Source organism: Pseudomonas sp. LBUM1646 (genome assembly GCF_059716165.1).
The window spans coordinates 6410330-6426964 of record NZ_CP166810.1 but is presented as its reverse complement, the minus strand read 5'-3'; the positions used below and the strand labels follow the sequence as shown (position 1 = coordinate 6426964).

The following is a 16635-nucleotide window of genomic DNA, read 5'->3' as shown; positions in this document are numbered from 1 at the left end:
CCAGCCACTGCAAATCTCAGGTCTCGCTGGTGTCTTTAATCAGATGCGCCGCCAACGTGCGCAACGGCCCCAACTGCCGGCAAATCAACGCCAACTGCGTCTGAACCAATCGCTGGCCTTCATCAATCTCATCGGGCATCTGTTCCAGCTCATTGGCCAGTGCTTCTTCCGCATCGCTCTGAATCGCCACCGGCAGTTTGCTCGCCAGCCCCTGCGCGATCTCATCGATGCTCGCCGCCAGACTCACGCCAGCGCCGTCGATCAAATGCTCGCGCACATCCGGCGGCAATTGTGTTTCCCGATGCGCGCCCAGCCCTGACAAGTAGCTCAGCAGCGTGTGGGACAACACCAGAAAGCGGAAACCGACATCCGCTTCCTTTCGGAAATGCCCAGGCTCCATCAGCATGTTCGCCAACGTAGTCGACAGCGCCGCATCGGCGTTGTGCGCATTGCGTCGGGCCAGCCGATACGCCAGGTCGTCACTTTTTCCGGCGGCGTATTGCTGCATGATCTGGCGCAGGTAAATGCTGTTGCAGGTCAGGGTGTTGGCCAGCACTTTGTTCAGGCGTCGGCCCTGCCAGTCCGGCAGGAAAAGCAGCACCGCGAGCCCGGCGATCAGGCTACCGACCAAGGTATCGAACAGGCGCGGCAGGAACAGCCCATAACCGTCGCCGACCTGGTTGAAGCAGAACAACACCATCAAGGTGATCGCCGCCGTCGCCAAGGTGTAGCGGGTGGTGCGGTTGATAAAGAACACCACGCCGGCGGCGATGGCGAAGCACGACTGCACCAGCGGGTTCGGGAACAGATCGAACAGCGCCCAGGCCAGGGTCAGGCCGATGGCGGTGCCGATGATCCGTTGGCCGAGTTTGCGCCGGGTCGCGCCGTAGTTCGGCTGACAGACAAACAGCGTGGTGAGGATGATCCAGTAACCCTGGGACGGGTGAATCAAATGCACCATGCCGTAGCCGATGCTCAACGCCAGGGGCAAGCGCAGGGCGTGGCGGAACAGCAGCGACGTCGGCGTCAGTTGTGTGCGCAAGCGCAGCCACACATCCTTGAGGTTGCGCGGTGAACGGTCGAGCAGGCTGCTGTCGGTGGCGTCGGCGAGGGCGTCGGGGTTGCTCGCGTCGCTGAGCAAGCGGTCGAGCGTGCCGAGGTTGGCCGCCAGTGCGCGCAATGAGCGCAGCAACCCGCGCCAGGCCGGGTTGCTCTGGATGCGCAGGTGTTCGAGGGAGGCGTGCAAGTCGCTCAGGGCTTCGGCGAAGCTGGCGTCATAGACGAACGGCTGGCGCATCTGGATTGATTCCGCCAGGGCGCGGCAGGCTTTGCCTTGCTGACGCAGCAGGCGCTGGCAACGGAACATCACGTCGCTGTGGAAGAACGCATCGGCCAGGGCATTGTAAGGGTAGTGCGAGGAACTGGCGCGCTCGTGGATGTCCTGGGCGAGGAAGTACAGCTTAAGGTAACGGCTGACTTTCGAGCCCGGCCGACCATTGCCGACACGGTGCAGGATGATTTCCTTGGCCACGTTCAGGGCGGCGACCACTCGACCGTTTTGCTGGGCCAGTTCCAGGCGTCGTGCTTCCACGTCCATCTGCCGGATCGGTTCGAACAGCGACGATTTGAGCTTCAGGTACAAACCCAATTCCCGGAACAACCGCGCCAGGCTCTGCTGCACTGGCTGGTTGGAAAACAGCGCCTGCCACAACACCGAGAGCAAACCGTACCAGGCTGCACCGGCCACCAGCAGCACTGGCTCGTGCCAGAAATCGGTCACCGCGCCGCCACGCTGGTCCACGCCGATCATGGTGTAGACCGACAGGATCAACGTTGCCGAGGCAATCGCGCCATAGCGTTCGCCGAGGGCGCCGAGCATGGTCAGGCCGAAGGCGGCCAATGCCAGAGCGATGATAAAGATGACGGGGTAGGGGAAGAGCAATTCGACCGAGAATGCGGCGATGCTGAAACACACCAGCGTCACGGCCAGCGCGTTGAGGCGGCCCTGCCAACTGTCGTCGGTCTCGGCCAAAGCGCTGGCGATGATGCCCAGGAACAACGGGATCAATAGCCCCATTTCATCCTGATACCAACAGACGGCCATGCTGCCGGTCAGGGCGATGAACACCCTTACGCTGTAACTGAATTTATCCAGCGCCCAGAGGCGACGCAGAGACTGACTGAATGGGGTCGATGACATGAAGTGCGAGGGCCTTCCGAGGCGATGACGCTAAATTGAGCCAGTAATGACGCCGACGCAATGGCGCCGATCACATCTGACAGCAAAATCTGTTCCTTGCGTGGTGAACATGGGGTTATCACCTTGAAATGAAATCCCCTGTAGGAGCTGTCGAGTGAAACGAGGCTGCGATCTTTTGATCTTGCCTTTAAAAAGCAAAGTCAAAAGATCGCAGCCTCGTTTCACTCGACAGCTCCTACACAGCTCCTGCACCGAGTGGTGGGGTCAGGCGTACTGCGCGGCGGCGTAACCCGAGGCCCAGGCCCACTGGAAGTTGAAGCCGCCCAAATGCCCGGTAACGTCGAGCACTTCGCCGATGAAATACAGCCCAGGGCTTTTCAGCGATTCCATGGTCTTGGACGACACTTCGTGGGTGTCGACCCCGCCCAACGTCACTTCAGCGGTGCGGTAGCCTTCGGTGCCGGCGGGCACGACTTTCCAGCTCGCCAGTTTTTCGGCGATGTCGGCGATTTCCGCGTGGGTGTATTGCTTCATCGGTTTGGAGACGAACCAGTTGTCCGCCAGCAAGTTGGCCATCTTCTTGGTGAAGATTTCCCCCAGCAGGGTTTTCAACTCGCTGTTCGGACGTTCGGCCTGTTGCTGTTGCAGCCAGCTCGGCACGTCGTGGTCCGGCATCAGGTTGATTTCTACCGTGTCGCCGGATTCCCAGAACGAAGAAATCTGCAAAATCGCCGGGCCGCTGAGGCCACGGTGAGTGAACAGGATGTTCTCGCGAAAGCTTTGTTCGTTGCAGCTCACCAGACAATCCACCGACGTACCGGACAGCTCGGTACACAGTTCTTTGAGCTGATCGGTGATGGTGAACGGCACCAGGCCGGCGCGGGTTGGCAGCAGGTCGTGGCCGAATTGCTTGGCCACTTGGTAACCGAAACCGGTGGCGCCCAGCGTTGGGATCGACAAACCGCCTGTAGCGATGACCAGGGATTCGCAGGTCAACTGACCGAGCGTGGTGTCCAGCAGGTAACCGCTTTCGAGTTTCTCGATGGTCTGGATCGAGGTGTCCAGGTGCAGGCTGACGCCGACCTGATCGCACTCGTTGAGCAGCATCTCGAGGATGTCGCTGGATTTGTTATCGCAGAACAGCTGGCCGAGTTTTTTCTCGTGGTACGGCACGCCATGTTTGGCGACCATGCCGATGAAATCCCACTGGGTGTAACGGGCCAGTGCGGATTTGCAGAAGTGTTCGTTCTGCGAGAGAAAATTGCTTGGTTCGGTGTACATGTTGGTGAAATTGCAGCGGCCACCGCCCGACATCAGGATTTTCTTGCCGGCCTTGTTGGCGTGGTCGAGCAACATCACCTTGCGCCCGCGCCCGGCGGCGGTCAGCGCACACATCAACCCTGCGGCGCCAGCGCCAATGATCACGACTTCGGTAGAGCGCAAAACGGTGTCCTCACACAATGATCGTTCCCACGCTCTGCGTGGGAATGCCGCCATGGACGCTCTGCGCCCGCCGTTATGTGACGCGGAGCGTCACGGGATGCATTCCCACGCGGAGCGTGGGAACGATCAGGTTCAGAGGATGCGAACGCGCAACGAACGACCCTTGATCTTGCCGTCGTTCAAACGCTGCAAGGCCTGCTTGGCAATGCCACGCTCAACCGCCACATACGCCTGGAAGTCGAAAATCGCGATCTTGCCCACCTGGGCGCCCGGAATACCGGCATCGCCTGTCAGAGCACCCAGAATGTCGCCCGGACGAACTTTGTCTTTACGGCCAGCGCCGATGCACAGCGTGCTCATCACCGGCAGCAGCGGACCGCCACCCTGGGAGGTGAGGTTGTCGATCTGATCCCAGTTCAACGGCGACTGTTGCAGTTTCTCGATGGCTTGGGCGCGGATGGCTTCGGACGGCGCCACCAGGCTGATCGCAATCCCTTTCTCACCGGCGCGGCCGGTACGGCCAACACGGTGGATGTGGATTTCCGAGTCACGGGCCAGTTCGACGTTGATCACCATGTCCAGCGCATCGATATCGAGACCGCGAGCGGCAACGTCGGTGGCAACCAGTACCGAGGTACTGCGGTTGGAGAACATCGCCAGCACCTGGTCGCGGTCACGCTGTTCCAGGTCGCCGTGCAGGCCGACAGCAGAAATACCTTTGGAGGTCAGGTGATCAACGGTTTCCTGAACCTGCTGCTTGGTGTAGCAGAACGCCACGCAAGACGCCGGACGGAAGTGGCCAAGCACTTTGGTCACGGCGCTCATGCGCTCGTCCGGGGAGATTTCGTAGAAGCGCTGCTCGATCTGCGTGTCGTCGTGGAACGCTTCGGCTTTGACGATTTGCGGGTTGCGCATGAACTTTGCGGCCAATTGCTTGATGCCCGACGGGTACGTGGCCGAGAACAGCAAGGTCTGGCGACGTTCCGGGGTCTGGGCAATGATTTCTTCGATGGAGTCGTAGAAACCCATGTCGAGCATGCGGTCGGCTTCGTCGAGGATCAGGGTGTTCAGGCCATGCAGGATCAGCGAACCCTTGCGCAGGTGCTGCTGAATCCGGCCCGGGGTGCCGACGATGATGTGCGCGCCGTGCTCCAGGGAGCCGATCTGCGGGCCGAAGGACACGCCGCCGCACAATGTCAGGATCTTGATGTTGTCTTCGGCACGGGCCAGACGACGGAGTTCCTTGGCAACCTGGTCCGCCAGCTCGCGAGTCGGGCAGATGACCAGCGCCTGACAACCGAAGAAGCGCGGATTGATCGGGTTCAGCAGGCCGATACCGAAGGCAGCAGTCTTGCCGCTGCCGGTCTTGGCTTGGGCGATCAGGTCCATCCCCTTGAGGATCACCGGCAAGCTTTGCGCCTGGATCGGCGTCATCTGGGCATAACCGAGGGAGTCGAGGTTAGCCAGCATGGCGGCGGACAGCGGCAAAGTATTAAAAGCGGTGGCGATGGTGGTCACGGGACGGGCCTGCAAAACAAAATGTCGCGCAGTGTATCAGGCCTGCACGCTGCACCTGCAAATTCTGGACGAGAAGTCATGTTGTAGCAGCTGCGTCGGGCTGCGAAGCGGCCCCCGAGGGCGGTCCTGCAAACACGCAACGCAGCCTCGCATTTGTAGCAGCTGCCGAGGCACGAGGCTGCGTCGGGCTGCGAAGCGGCCCCCGAGGGCGGTCCTGCAAACACGCAACACAGCCTCGTGCCTCGGCAGCTGCTACGGGTCAGTGTTCTATGTCGTGTTCGCGGCTGACTGTCCGTCGGCCATCGGTTGGTGAAAGCTGGGAGAAGATCGTCGCAGCCAGCATGGCCATGATTCCGACCGTCACAAAGGTCAGTTGGAATGCGCCCAAAACCGTTTCCACGCCATCGTTTCCGACCTCTGCCGTAAAGCCACCGAGCAGGGCACCGGCGCATGCAACACCGAGGCTGAGCGACAATTGCGCCACCACCGACAACAGGCTGTTACCACTGCTGGCGCTGGCATCGTCGAGGTCGATCAGGGTCACGGTGTTCATCGCGGTGAACTGCAAGGAGTTGATCGCGCCGGCAATCGCCAGCATCACCAGCAACAACCAGTACGGCGTTTGCTCGCTGACCAGGCCCATGCTCGCCAGCATGACGCCCAGCGCCAGCGTGTTGCCGGTCAGGATGATGCGATAACCGAAGCGTTCGATCAGCGGTCGCGCCACGGACTTGGCGAGCATCGCCGCCGCGGCCAGGGGCAACATGCTCATCCCGGCCTGGGACGGCGAATAACCCAACGCCACTTGCAGCAGCAAGGGCACAAGGAACGGCAGGGCGCCGCTGCCCAGACGGGCGAACAGGTTGCCGAGAATACCCACGGCAAAAGTCCGAGTCTTGAACAACGACGGCGCGAACAGCGGATTATCAATGTGCCCGGCCCGTAGCCAGTACGCCGCCAGACAGGCCATGCCGCCGAACAGCAGCAACATCACCCGTAGATGCGGCAGGTGCAATTCGCCGAGGCCTTCCATGGCGATGGTGATCAGCACCATCGCCGCGCCAAACAGCAGAAAGCCCAGGCTATCGAAACGCGTGCGTTCGCTGCCGCGCAGGTCAGGAATGAATTTCCACACCGCGTAGCAACCGATCACCCCGACCGGCAGGTTGATCAAAAAGATCCAATGCCACGACAAGTACTGCACCATCCAGCCGCCCGTGGTTGGCCCAAGCAACGGGCCGAGCAGACCGGGAATGGTGATGAAACCCATGATCCGCACCAGTTCCGAGCGCGGGTAGGCTCGCAGCACCACCAGCCGTCCAACCGGCAACATCAAGGCACCGCCCAGGCCTTGAATGATCCGGGCGCCGATCAACATGGTCAGCGTGCTCGATAACGCGCAGAGCAACGAGCCGATGCTGAACAACAGGATCGCGCCGAAGAAGATCTTCTTGGTGCCGAAACGGTCGGCGATCCAGCCCGAGGCAGGAATCAGCAAGGCGACGGTGAGCATGTAGGCGATGATCACGCCTTGCATGCGCAGCGGGTTCTCCGCCAAGTCCAGGGCCATGGCCGGCAGGGCGGTGTTGAGGATGGTCCCGTCGAGGGACTGCATGAAGAAGGCAATGGCGACGACCCACGGCAACCAGCGGGCAGTGACAGCGTCGAGAGGCGGGCGGTTGGGCATGGGACCTCTTGTAGGTGTGAGATGAAACAATCCGCAGAATGATGAAGCCCTGTAGCAGCTGGCGAAGCCTGCGTTCGAGGACGAAGTCCTCGCAAACCGGCAACCGCGTTCCGTCTGTAATACCGCGTTTGCTGAACTGGCGAGGACTGCGTCCTCGAACGCAGGCTTCGCCAGCTGCTACACGGTGTTTACAGCGTTAAAGTGAGTCGGCTGACAAGCGCCCCCGGCAACAACGCCGATGCCGTCGCCCGCTGACTGTACGTACTCGCCGACAACAGCAACTCGCGCTCCTGGGTCAACGCCTCAAGCTGCGAACCGAGCAGGTTGTAGGCGCTGTCATCAAAGCGCATGGTGCTCACTGGTGCCTGGATCTCGCCGTTCTCGACCCAGAACGTCGCAAACCGCGTCATGCCAGTCAGGCGTGCGGCAGGTTGGTCCGAGTAGTTCAGGTACCAGAGGTTACTGATGTACAGCCCCGTGCCCAGTTGCTTGAGAATCTCGGCTTCTGGCAACGCGCCGGCCGCCATGTTCAACGCACTCGGCATTTCACCGCCGCCGGCACCGTTGGCCGCCAGGCCGTATTCCGCAGCACTGCGTGAGCTGACCATTTGCGCGCCGGCCTTGCCTTCGACGATCAACCCCAGATCGCTGCGCGGATACCCTTCGCTGGAAAACGCCGGGCTCAGGGAGCCGCTGACCTTTTCATCGACGGACACCAACGGGCTGAACGATTGGTCGCCCGCGTAAAGCTTCTGCAGCGGGCTGTTCTTGCTGGCAATCGACTGCGCCGAGAAACCACCCCAGCCGAGCATGTCCATGATTTCTTCCATGGCGGCGGGTGCCAGGTAAGCGCGGTACTGCCCCGGTGCCAAGGTGCGCAGCGGCCGTCCGAGAAACGCCAACTGCTCGCGTGCCTGCTGGAAGCGCTTGGCAAATCCTTCGCTGTTCCAGTCGTGCCCGGCGTAACTGGCTTTCACCGCTTGGCCGTTTTCATGGACCAGACTGAAATCGAAGTTGAAGCTATTCGCTTGATGCCAGCCGAACGCGCCCGCCGAACTGGCGAAGCCGCGACTGATTGGCCCGGCCGCGTAGAAACCCACCAGGTCCAGTCCTTCGGCGGCCTGGGTGATTTCAGCCACGACCTGCTCAGTGTCCGGCAGCGGATGGTCCTGCACGTTCTTGCTCTGCCAGCCGTCGTGGTTGAGCAGCAGATACGGATCCTGCGGCAGTAACGGCAGGGTTTCGCGCAACTGTTGCAGGCCTTCGACCAAGCGCTGCACATCGACTTCGGCATCACCCGACAGCGTGATGTTCAGGTCGGCGTGGCGACCCTCGTTGATCAGTTTGAAACCGACGCTCGCCTGTTGCACCTGCCCGGCCTGACGGACCTTGGCGTGGTTGAACCGCACGAAGGCCGAGGACTCGGCGGCGTAGCTGAGGGTGAATTGTTCAGGCTCGCGAATCGCATCGCGCACCCAGTTGACCAAGACATTGAACGACTCGGCCTGGTTGTTCGGGGCGCTCGTAAAGTGAGTCATCAGGCATCTCCCCCAAACACATCCACATTGCTAAACACACAGGCCGGCGACGCATGGCCGACGCGGATCACCTGGTTCGGCTCGCCTTTGCCGCAGTTTGGCGTGCCCAGAACCTTGACGGTGTCGGCGTTGCCGACAGCGCTGAGGCTCTTCCAGAAATGCGCAGAAATGGCCCGGTAGTTGGGGTTCTTGACCACGCCTTTGAGTTCGCCGTTTTCGATCAACTGGCCCCATTCGCAGCCGAACTGGAACTTGTTGCGCGCATCGTCGATGGACCAGGAACGGTTGGTGCTCATCAAGATGCCGTGTTCGATATTGCCGATCATCTGTTCCAGCGGTTGATCGCCGGACTCGATGTTCAGGTTGGCCATGCGGTCGATCGGCGGACGGTTCCAGCTGCAGGCACGGCTGTTGGCCACGCCGTCCATGCCGGCACGAAATTGCGACAGTGCGCCGCCCAATGGGCGCAGCAACAGGCCTTCTTTAATCAGGAATTGTTTGCTCGCGGCAGTACCGTCGTCATCGTGACCGTAACTGGCCAGTTGTTCCGGGATGTCCGGGTCGAAGGTCACGTTGAGCAGTTTGGAGCCGTATTGCAGGCGGCCAAAGTCTTCGGCCTTGACGAAACTGGTGCCGGCGTAATTGCGCTCGTCACCGAGGATGCGGTCCAGTTCCAGCGGGTGACCGATGGATTCGTGGATCTGCAGCATCATCTGGTCCGGCATCAACAGCAGGTCGCGCGGGCCTTTCGGGGTGTTCGGCGCCAGCAGCAATTGCAGTGCCTGATCGGCGATTTTCGGGCCTGCACCGACCAGGCCACAGCGGCTGATCACATCGAAACCACCCTGTTGGCCGAAGTTCTCGCGGCCCAGAGTGCGGGTCTGGCTGTCGTTGCCGTCGTAGGCGGTGACTTCGAGGCTCGGGTAGACGAAACGCTGGGCCTGGCGCAGTTCGGCGCCGGCGTTGCTGAGGTAGATTTGCTCGACGTTGGTGATGCCGATGCTGACTTCCCAGTTCACCAGTCGCTCGTCCTTGGGCACGGCGGCGGATTCGGCGCCGAGCAGTTGGTAGCAATCGCTCAGGGACGGGAAGGGCTGGTCGAGGTTCGGCGAAAAGTAGTCGGCGCGGTCGCTGGAGACCACTTGCGCACTCAGGTCGAGCAAAGCGTGGGGCTTGAGTCGGCGGGCTTGTTGCTCGGCCTTGTCCAGCGCTGCTTGCAAGCCTTGTTGCGACAGGTCGTTGGTGGCGGCGTAGGCTTCGACGCCGTTGACCCGAACGGTCAGCATCGCGCCTTCATCACGGCTCAGGCTTGGCGGTTCGGCGACGTTCTTGCGTACTGACAGGTACTGGCCGGACTCGCGTACATAGCGCAGCGAAAAGAATTCAGCGCCCGTGCGCAAGGCAGCAAAACGCTGCTTGAGCTGGGGGTGGAAATCGAACATTCGAGAACCTCCTTGGTCTGGAGAAGCGGCGTATCGGTGCAGCGAGGGGGGTGAAACGTTTGCGTGGCGCTAGATTAGGCCTGCGCGGGGGGTAGGATCAAGCTTGGAGAGGTGTAGGAAATGATTACCGGTGTGCGGAGATCGTTCCCACGCTCTGCGTGGGAATGCCGCCATGGACGCTCTGCGTCCGCTGTGTGACGCAGAGCGTCACGGGATGCATTCCCACGCAGAGCGTGGGAACGATCAGGGGAGGTTACTGCGCGGTAGGACTCACATCCCGCATCGGCTTGCCACGCACCGGTGCATCACCGGCCACGAAGTAAGCGGCGGTGCTACGCGGCAGAGACTGACGACCACGGATCTTGTCGGCGATTTTCTCGGCGATCATGATCGTTGGCGCGTTCAGGTTGCCAGTGGTGATGATCGGCATGATCGAAGCATCGACCACACGCAGGCTCTGCATGCCATGCACGCGGCCTTCAGCGTCAACCACGGCCATCTCGTCGGTGCCCATTTTGCAGGAGCAGGACGGGTGGAACGCGGTTTCGGCGTGTTCGCGGATGAACTTGTCCAACTGCTCATCGGATTGCACATCGATGCCCGGGCTGATTTCGCGACCACGGAAAGCGTCCAAAGCAGGCTGTTGCATGATTTCACGGGTCAGGCGGATGCCGTCGCGGAATTCCTGCCAGTCTTGCTCGGTGGCCATGTAATTGAAGAGGATGCTCGGGTACTCGCGCGGATCCTTCGACTTGGCCTGGACGCGACCACGGCTTGGCGAACGCATGGAACCCATGTGCGCCTGGAAACCGTGCTCTTTCACACCGTTGCTGCCGTTGTAGTTAATCGCGACTGGCAGGAAGTGGTACTGGATGTTCGGCCAATCGAATTCTTCGCGGGTGCGGATGAAACCGCCGGCTTCGAACTGGTTGCTGGCGCCGATGCCGGTGCCGTTGAACAGCCACTCGGCACCGATAGCCGGTTGGTTGTACCAAAGCAGCGACGGGTACAGCGAGACCGGTTGGGTGCAAGCGTATTGCAGGTACAACTCGAGGTGATCCTGCAGGTTTTCGCCGACGCCTGGCAGGTCGTGGACCACCGGGATATCGAGCTTGTTCAGCAGTTCGGCCGGGCCAACGCCGGAGCGTTGCAGGATCTGCGGCGAAGCGATGGCGCCGGAGCACAACAGCACTTCTTTGCGCGCCTTGGCTTCAACGCGCTCTTCAGCGGCGCCGATCAGGTAACGCACGCCGACCGCACGCTTGCCTTCGAACAGAATCTTGTCGGTCAGGGCGTGGGTGACGATGGTCAGAGTCGAACGCTTCTTGGCCGTGTCCAGGTAACCGCGAGCGGTGCTGGCGCGACGGCCATTCGGCGTCACGGTACGGTCCATCGGGCCGAAGCCTTCTTGCTGGTAACCGTTCAAGTCTTCAGTGCGCGGGTAACCGGCCTGTACGCCTGCTTCAACCATCGCGTGGAACAGCGGGTTGTTGCCGGCTTTGGGCGTGGTCACGCTGACCGGACCGTCGCCACCGTGGTAGTCGTTCGGGCCGATGTCGCGAGTTTCTGCTTTGCGGAAATACGGCAGGCAGTTGAGGTAATCCCAATCTTCCAGACCTGGCAGCTTCGACCAGTTGTCGTAGTCCATCGCGTTGCCGCGGATGTAGCACATGCCGTTGATCAGCGAGGAACCACCGAGGCCCTTGCCGCGACCGCATTCCATCCGGCGACCGTCCATGTGTGGCTCTGGATCGGTTTCGTAGGCCCAGTTGTAGCGGCGACCTTGCAGCGGGAACGCCAGGGCGGCCGGCATTTGCGTGCGGAAGTCGAAACGGTAATCCGGGCCGCCGGCTTCGAGCAGCAGGACGGTGACGCCTTCGTCTTCAGTCAGACGGGTCGCCAGGGTGTTACCGGCCGAGCCGGCACCGATGATGATGTAATCGAATTCTTGGGACATTAAATGCACCCTCTTTGAAGTTGGTCAGGTCGCCTGTAGCCGCTGCCGAGGCACGAGGCTGCGTTGGGTTGCGCAGCGACCCCCGGGGGCGGTCCTGCGGACGCGCAACGCAGCCTCGTGCCTCGGCAGCTGCTACAGGGTTTTCAGCGTCTGCTTAGAAAACCGAGGCGTAATCGCCCAGTTCGACCTGTACCGATTTGATGCGTGTGAAGTTGTTCAGCGAGCTGATCCCGTTCTCACGGCCAACACCCGACTGCTTGTAGCCGCCGACCGGCATCTTCGCGTCGGACTCGCCCCAGGCGTTGATCCAGCAGATACCGGCTTCCAGTTGATGAATCACGCGGTGAGCACGGTTCAGGTCTTTGGTGACGATGCCAGCAGCGAGGCCGAAGTCGGTGTCGTTGGCACGACGGATCACTTCTTCTTCGGTGTCGTAGGTCAGGATCGCCATCACCGGGCCGAAGATTTCTTCGCGAACGATGGTCATCTCGTCGGTGCAGTCGGTGAACACGGTCGGTGCCACGAACGCGCCTTTGGCGAATTCGCCGTCGGTCAGACGGTTGCCGCCGCACAGAACACGAGCGCCTTCTTCCTTACCTTTGGCGATGTAACCCAGCACGCTTTCCATGTGGGCGAAGCTGACCAGCGGGCCGAAGTTGGTGTTTTCGTCTTCCGGGTTACCGATGCGGATGCGCGCAACGCGCTCAGCGATCTTGGCTTCGAAAGCCGCTTTCAGATGCGTCGGGATGAACACGCGAGTGCCGTTGGTGCAGACCTGGCCGGAGCTGTAGAAGTTGGCCATCATCGCGGTGTCGGCGGCGCGATCGAGGTCGGCGTCGTCGAAAATGATCAGCGGGGATTTGCCGCCCAGTTCCATGGTCACTTCTTTGAGCGAAGAGCTCGAAGCGCTGGCCATGACCTTCTTGCCGGTGTCGGTGCCGCCGGTGAAGGAGATTTTTTCGATGCGTGGGTGCTCGGTCAGCCAGGTGCCAACTTCACGGCCGCTGCCGGTCAGGACGTTGAACACGCCAGCCGGAACGCCGGCTTCGGTGTAGATCTCGGCCAGTTTCAGGGTGGTCAGCGAGGTGACTTCGCTTGGCTTGAAGATCATCGCGTTACCCGCGGCCAGGGCTGGCGCGGATTTCCACAGGGCGATCTGGATCGGGTAGTTCCACGCGCCGATACCGGCGACGACGCCCAACGGCTCGCGACGGGTGTAGACGAACGAAGTGGTACGCAGCGGAATCTGCTCGCCTTCGATAGCCGGCACCAGGCCTGCGTAGTACTCCAGCACGTCAGCGCCGGTGACGATGTCGACGTACTTGGTTTCGGAGTACGACTTGCCGGTGTCCAGGGTTTCCAGGGCGGCCAGTTCATCGTTGCGCTCGCGCAGGATGTCCACGGCGCGACGCAGGATGCGCGAACGCTCCATGGCGGTCATGGCAGCCCAGATTTTCTGGCCCTTTTCAGCGCTGACCACAGCACGCTCGACGTCGTCGAAGGTCGCGCGCTGTACTTTTGCGAGGACTTCACCGTTAGCCGGGTTGATGGCTTCGAAGGTGGCGTCGCTGCTGGCGTCGGAGTAACCGCCATCGATGTAGAGTTTTTGCAGTTCGAAACGGGCCATAGTGTCCTCGCAAGTGCATAAGTGGTTGGCGTTGGTCGCTGGGCGTGCCGTGTAGCGTTGGCGACGCTGATCAGTGACGGTTCAGGGGCTGAGCGGTTATGTGTGCTCTAGCTCACCTGCTTGGCCAATTGGAAATCCATGTATTCGTAAGCGATCTGTTGCGCCTGCCCGGTGTCGAAAGCGTCTCCCGACAGCGCGCCGCGCAACCACAAACCGTCAATCAAAGCTGCCAGGCCTCGGGAGGCGTTGCGCGCCTCATCGAGCGGCAACACACGGCGGAACTGGCAGCACAGGTTGGAGTACAGACGGTGATCGTTGATCCGCTGCAACCTGTGCAATGACGGCTGGTGCATGCTGGTGGCCCAGAAGGCCAGCCAGGTTTTCATTGCCGGGCCATTGACTTGGCTGGCGTCGAAGTTGCCTTCGATAATCACCTGCAGATGCGCCCGTGGGCTGTCATCTGCCAGCGCCTGGCGGCGCGCGGTGACGCTCTCGCTGAGGACGTTCATCAGATACCGCATCGTGGCGGCGATCAGGCCATTCTTGTCCTGAAAATAGTGACTGATGATGCCATTCGAGACACCGGCCAAACGGGCGATCAGCGCAATGCTGGCGTCCCCCATTCCGACCTGATCAACCGCCTGCAATGTGGCTTCGATCAATTGCTGGCGGCGGATGGGTTGCATACCGACCTTGGGCATCTTGCACATCTCCTTAGGCCTTCCGACGGACGAAAAACGTCTGTCGGATTGAGGGCCAGTCTATTTTGTTTTGATTGAACGTTCAATCAACAAAGAATAAGATCTGCGACAATTCGTCGCTACCTACCGGTTTTTCCTACGTGTAGCTGGCGGAAAAACGACATCTGAAAACGCTCGAAACCCCCGCGCACTGGCGCTCCGGGGCTTCGGGCTTTTTTCGGGCTGTCTTTATATCACCCGCCGGTCGGCTGCCAACTAACCGATTGGTCGGGTAACGCGTTGCCTTGTGTTCTTCTCCCGCACTGCCCGGAGCATCTGTGCCATGAGTTCTGCCTCTCTTATAAAGACCCCACCCGAGAAGGTGACGGTCAACGGTTGGGTGTTCTACACCTCTACCGCGTTGATCCTGTTGTTGACCGCCATTCTGATCATCGCCCCGCAAGAGGCCGGCAGATTGCTCGGCATTGCCCAGGCCTGGTTGTCCCGCAGTTTCGGCTGGTACTACATGGTGGTGATCGCCGCCTACCTGGTATTCGTCGTCGGCCTGGCGTTCTCGTCCTACGGCAAACTCAAACTGGGCAGCAAGGACGACACCCCGGACTTCAGCTACGGCGCCTGGGCGGGGATGCTGTTCTCGTCGGGCATCGGCATCTCGCTGCTGTACTTCGGTGCGTCCGAGCCGCTGGACCATTACTTCAATCCACCTGAAGGCGTGGCCGCCAGCAACATGGCTGCCCGTCAGGCCGTGCAACTGACCTTCCTGCACTGGGGCCTGCACGGCTGGGCGATCTACGCACTGGTCGGTTTGGCCGTGGCGTACTTTGCGTACCGTCATAACCAGCCGCTGGCGTTGCGTTCGGCGCTGTATCCGCTGGTGGGCGAGCGCTGGGTCAAAGGCGCGGCCGGGCATGCGGTGGACGGCTTCGGCATGTTCGTGACCCTGCTGGGGCTGGTGACGAACCTGGGGATTGGTTCGCTGCAAGTGTCGTCGGGCCTGGAAAACCTGTTCGGCATGGAACACAGCAACACCAACCTGCTGATCGTGATCATCGTGATGAGCACCGTGGCGACCATCGCTGCCGTGTCCGGCGTGGAAAACGGTATTCGCCGTCTGTCCAACCTGAACATCGTGCTGTTCAGCGGCCTGCTGATTTTCGTGCTGCTGTTCGGCCCGACCCTGCACCTGCTCAACGCCTTCGTGCAGAACATTGGTGATTACCTGAACGGCGCTGTGCTGAAGACCTTCGATCTCTATGTGTACGAAGGCGACAGTGACAAGTCCGACCGCTGGTTGGGCCTGTGGACCCTGTTCTACTGGGCCTGGTGGATTTCCTGGGCGCCATTCGTAGGCATGTTTATCGCGCGTATTTCCCGTGGTCGCACGGTGCGTGAACTGGTAGCCGGCGTGCTGCTGATCCCGCTGGGTTTCACCCTGGCGTGGCTGTCGATCTTCGGTAACTCGGCCCTGGACCTGGTGATGAACCATGGGGCGGTGGAGCTTGGGAAGACGGCGCTGGAACAGCCGTCCATGGCGATCTACCAGTTGCTGGAGCATTACCCAGCGTCGAAGATTGTGATCGGTGTGTCGATCTTTGTCGGTTTCGTGCTGTTCCTGACCCCGGCGGATTCCGGCGCGGTGATGATGGCCAACCTGTCCTGCAAGGGCGGCAACGTTGATGAAGATGCGCCGCATTGGTTGCGGATCTTCTGGTCGGCGGTGATTACCCTGGTGACCATCGGCCTGCTGTTCGCCGGTAACTTCGAAGCCATGCAAACCATGGTGGTGCTGGCCGGCCTGCCGTTCTCGGTGGTGCTGGTGTTCTTCATGTTCGGTTTGCACAAGCAGATGCGCCAGGATGTGCAGGTCGAACAGGAGCAAGCGGAGTTGGCCGCACGCGGTCGGCGTGGTTTCAGCGAGCGCTTGACCCAACTGGACCTGCAGCCGAACCAGTCGATCGTGCAGCGCTTCATGGACAAGCAAGTCAGCCCGGCACTGGAAGATGCGGCGGTGCAGTTGCGCGCTCAAGGCCTGGACGTGCAAACGTTGCTCGGTAAATCCAAACGTTGCATGGGCCTGCGCATCGAGATGGAAGAGGGCAACCCTTTTGTCTACGAAGTGAGCCTGGACGGCTACCTGGCGGCGGCGAGCGAGACGGTGTCGGCCGAAAGTGCTGATGAACCGCGTGCACGCTACTACCGCGCCGAGGTGTACCTGCACAACGGCAGCCAGGACTATGACCTGATGGGCTTCGCTCAGGATCAGATCACCCGCGACGTGCTCGATCAGTTTGAAAGCCATCGGCAGCTCCTTGGCCGTGTCTATAGCTGAGTAGCGAGATGATCGTTCCCGCGCTCGGCGTGGGAACGCAAAGGGGCTCAAGTTGAGCCCCTTTTTTTTGCCTCGTTGATCGTTCCCACGCTCTGCGTGGGAATGCCGCCCCGGACGCTCCGCGTTTGGCTCTTGATGGGACGCGGAGCGTCCCGGGCTGCATTCCCACGGGTCGCGTGGGAACGATCAGCAG

The 16635-nt window shown here is 61.0% G+C and carries 10 protein-coding genes; 1 reads left to right on the top strand and 9 read right to left on the bottom strand.

What is annotated here, in order from left to right:
- Window positions 1-16: 16 nt before the first annotated feature.
- From yccS to betI, 9 genes are all read right to left on the bottom strand, one after another.
- Window positions 17-2200 carry a YccS family putative transporter gene (gene yccS, locus ACA071_RS29300; RefSeq protein WP_497642212.1) on the bottom strand — a complete coding sequence of 728 codons (2184 nt, stop codon included), beginning with the start codon at window positions 2198-2200 and terminating at the stop codon, window positions 17-19.
- A 264-nt stretch (window positions 2201-2464) separates the two neighbouring features.
- Window positions 2465-3643, bottom strand: coding sequence for a BaiN/RdsA family NAD(P)/FAD-dependent oxidoreductase (locus tag ACA071_RS29295; RefSeq protein WP_497642211.1), 1179 nt, complete (start codon window positions 3641-3643; stop codon window positions 2465-2467).
- 132 nt (window positions 3644-3775) lie between these two features.
- Window positions 3776-5161 (bottom strand): ATP-dependent RNA helicase DbpA, encoded by a 1386-nt coding sequence (gene dbpA / locus ACA071_RS29290; RefSeq protein ID WP_497642210.1) that lies wholly within the window; start codon window positions 5159-5161, stop codon window positions 3776-3778.
- 259 nt (window positions 5162-5420) lie between these two features.
- Complete coding sequence (gene mdtD / locus ACA071_RS29285; protein ID WP_497642209.1) at window positions 5421-6848, bottom strand: multidrug transporter subunit MdtD; 1428 nt, start codon at window positions 6846-6848, stop codon at window positions 5421-5423.
- Between the two features lie 188 nt (window positions 6849-7036).
- Window positions 7037-8386, bottom strand: coding sequence for a TldD/PmbA family protein (locus ACA071_RS29280; protein ID WP_497642208.1), 1350 nt, complete (start codon window positions 8384-8386; stop codon window positions 7037-7039).
- Window positions 8386-9828, bottom strand: a complete 1443-nt coding sequence (locus tag ACA071_RS29275) for a TldD/PmbA family protein (RefSeq protein ID WP_497642207.1) — start codon at window positions 9826-9828, stop codon at window positions 8386-8388. The genes ACA071_RS29280 and ACA071_RS29275 overlap by 1 nt, the downstream gene beginning before the upstream one ends.
- 253 nt (window positions 9829-10081) lie before the next feature.
- On the bottom strand, window positions 10082-11785 hold the full coding sequence (gene betA, locus ACA071_RS29270) for a choline dehydrogenase (protein ID WP_497642206.1): 1704 nt from the start codon (window positions 11783-11785) through the stop codon (window positions 10082-10084).
- A gap of 154 nt (window positions 11786-11939) precedes the next feature.
- A complete protein-coding gene (betB, locus tag ACA071_RS29265; RefSeq protein WP_497642205.1) occupies window positions 11940-13412 on the bottom strand; it encodes a betaine-aldehyde dehydrogenase in 1473 nt (490 codons plus the stop codon).
- 107 nt (window positions 13413-13519) lie between these two features.
- Window positions 13520-14113 (bottom strand): transcriptional regulator BetI, encoded by a 594-nt coding sequence (gene betI / locus ACA071_RS29260; RefSeq protein ID WP_497642204.1) that lies wholly within the window; start codon window positions 14111-14113, stop codon window positions 13520-13522.
- A gap of 379 nt (window positions 14114-14492) precedes the next feature.
- Between betI and ACA071_RS29255 the strand changes: the two genes are divergently transcribed.
- The gene (locus ACA071_RS29255; RefSeq protein ID WP_497645400.1) at window positions 14493-16442 is read left to right on the top strand and encodes a BCCT family transporter; all 1950 of its coding nucleotides are present in this window, start codon (window positions 14493-14495) and stop codon (window positions 16440-16442) included.
- Window positions 16443-16635 lie beyond the last annotated feature (193 nt).

What these genes read in the sequence shown, in the direction of transcription:
- yccS (WP_497642212.1), bottom strand. Translation starts at nt 2,200, where the DNA reads ATGTCATCGACCCCATTCAGTCAGTCTCTGCGTCGCCTCTGGGCGCTG.
- mdtD (WP_497642209.1), bottom strand. Translation starts at nt 6,848, where the DNA reads ATGCCCAACCGCCCGCCTCTCGACGCTGTCACTGCCCGCTGGTTGCCG.
- ACA071_RS29280 (WP_497642208.1), bottom strand. Translation starts at nt 8,386, where the DNA reads ATGACTCACTTTACGAGCGCCCCGAACAACCAGGCCGAGTCGTTCAAT.
- ACA071_RS29275 (WP_497642207.1), bottom strand. Translation starts at nt 9,828, where the DNA reads ATGTTCGATTTCCACCCCCAGCTCAAGCAGCGTTTTGCTGCCTTGCGC.
- betA (WP_497642206.1), bottom strand. Translation starts at nt 11,785, where the DNA reads ATGTCCCAAGAATTCGATTACATCATCATCGGTGCCGGCTCGGCCGGT.
- betB (WP_497642205.1), bottom strand. Translation starts at nt 13,412, where the DNA reads ATGGCCCGTTTCGAACTGCAAAAACTCTACATCGATGGCGGTTACTCC.
- betI (WP_497642204.1), bottom strand. Translation starts at nt 14,113, where the DNA reads ATGCCCAAGGTCGGTATGCAACCCATCCGCCGCCAGCAATTGATCGAA.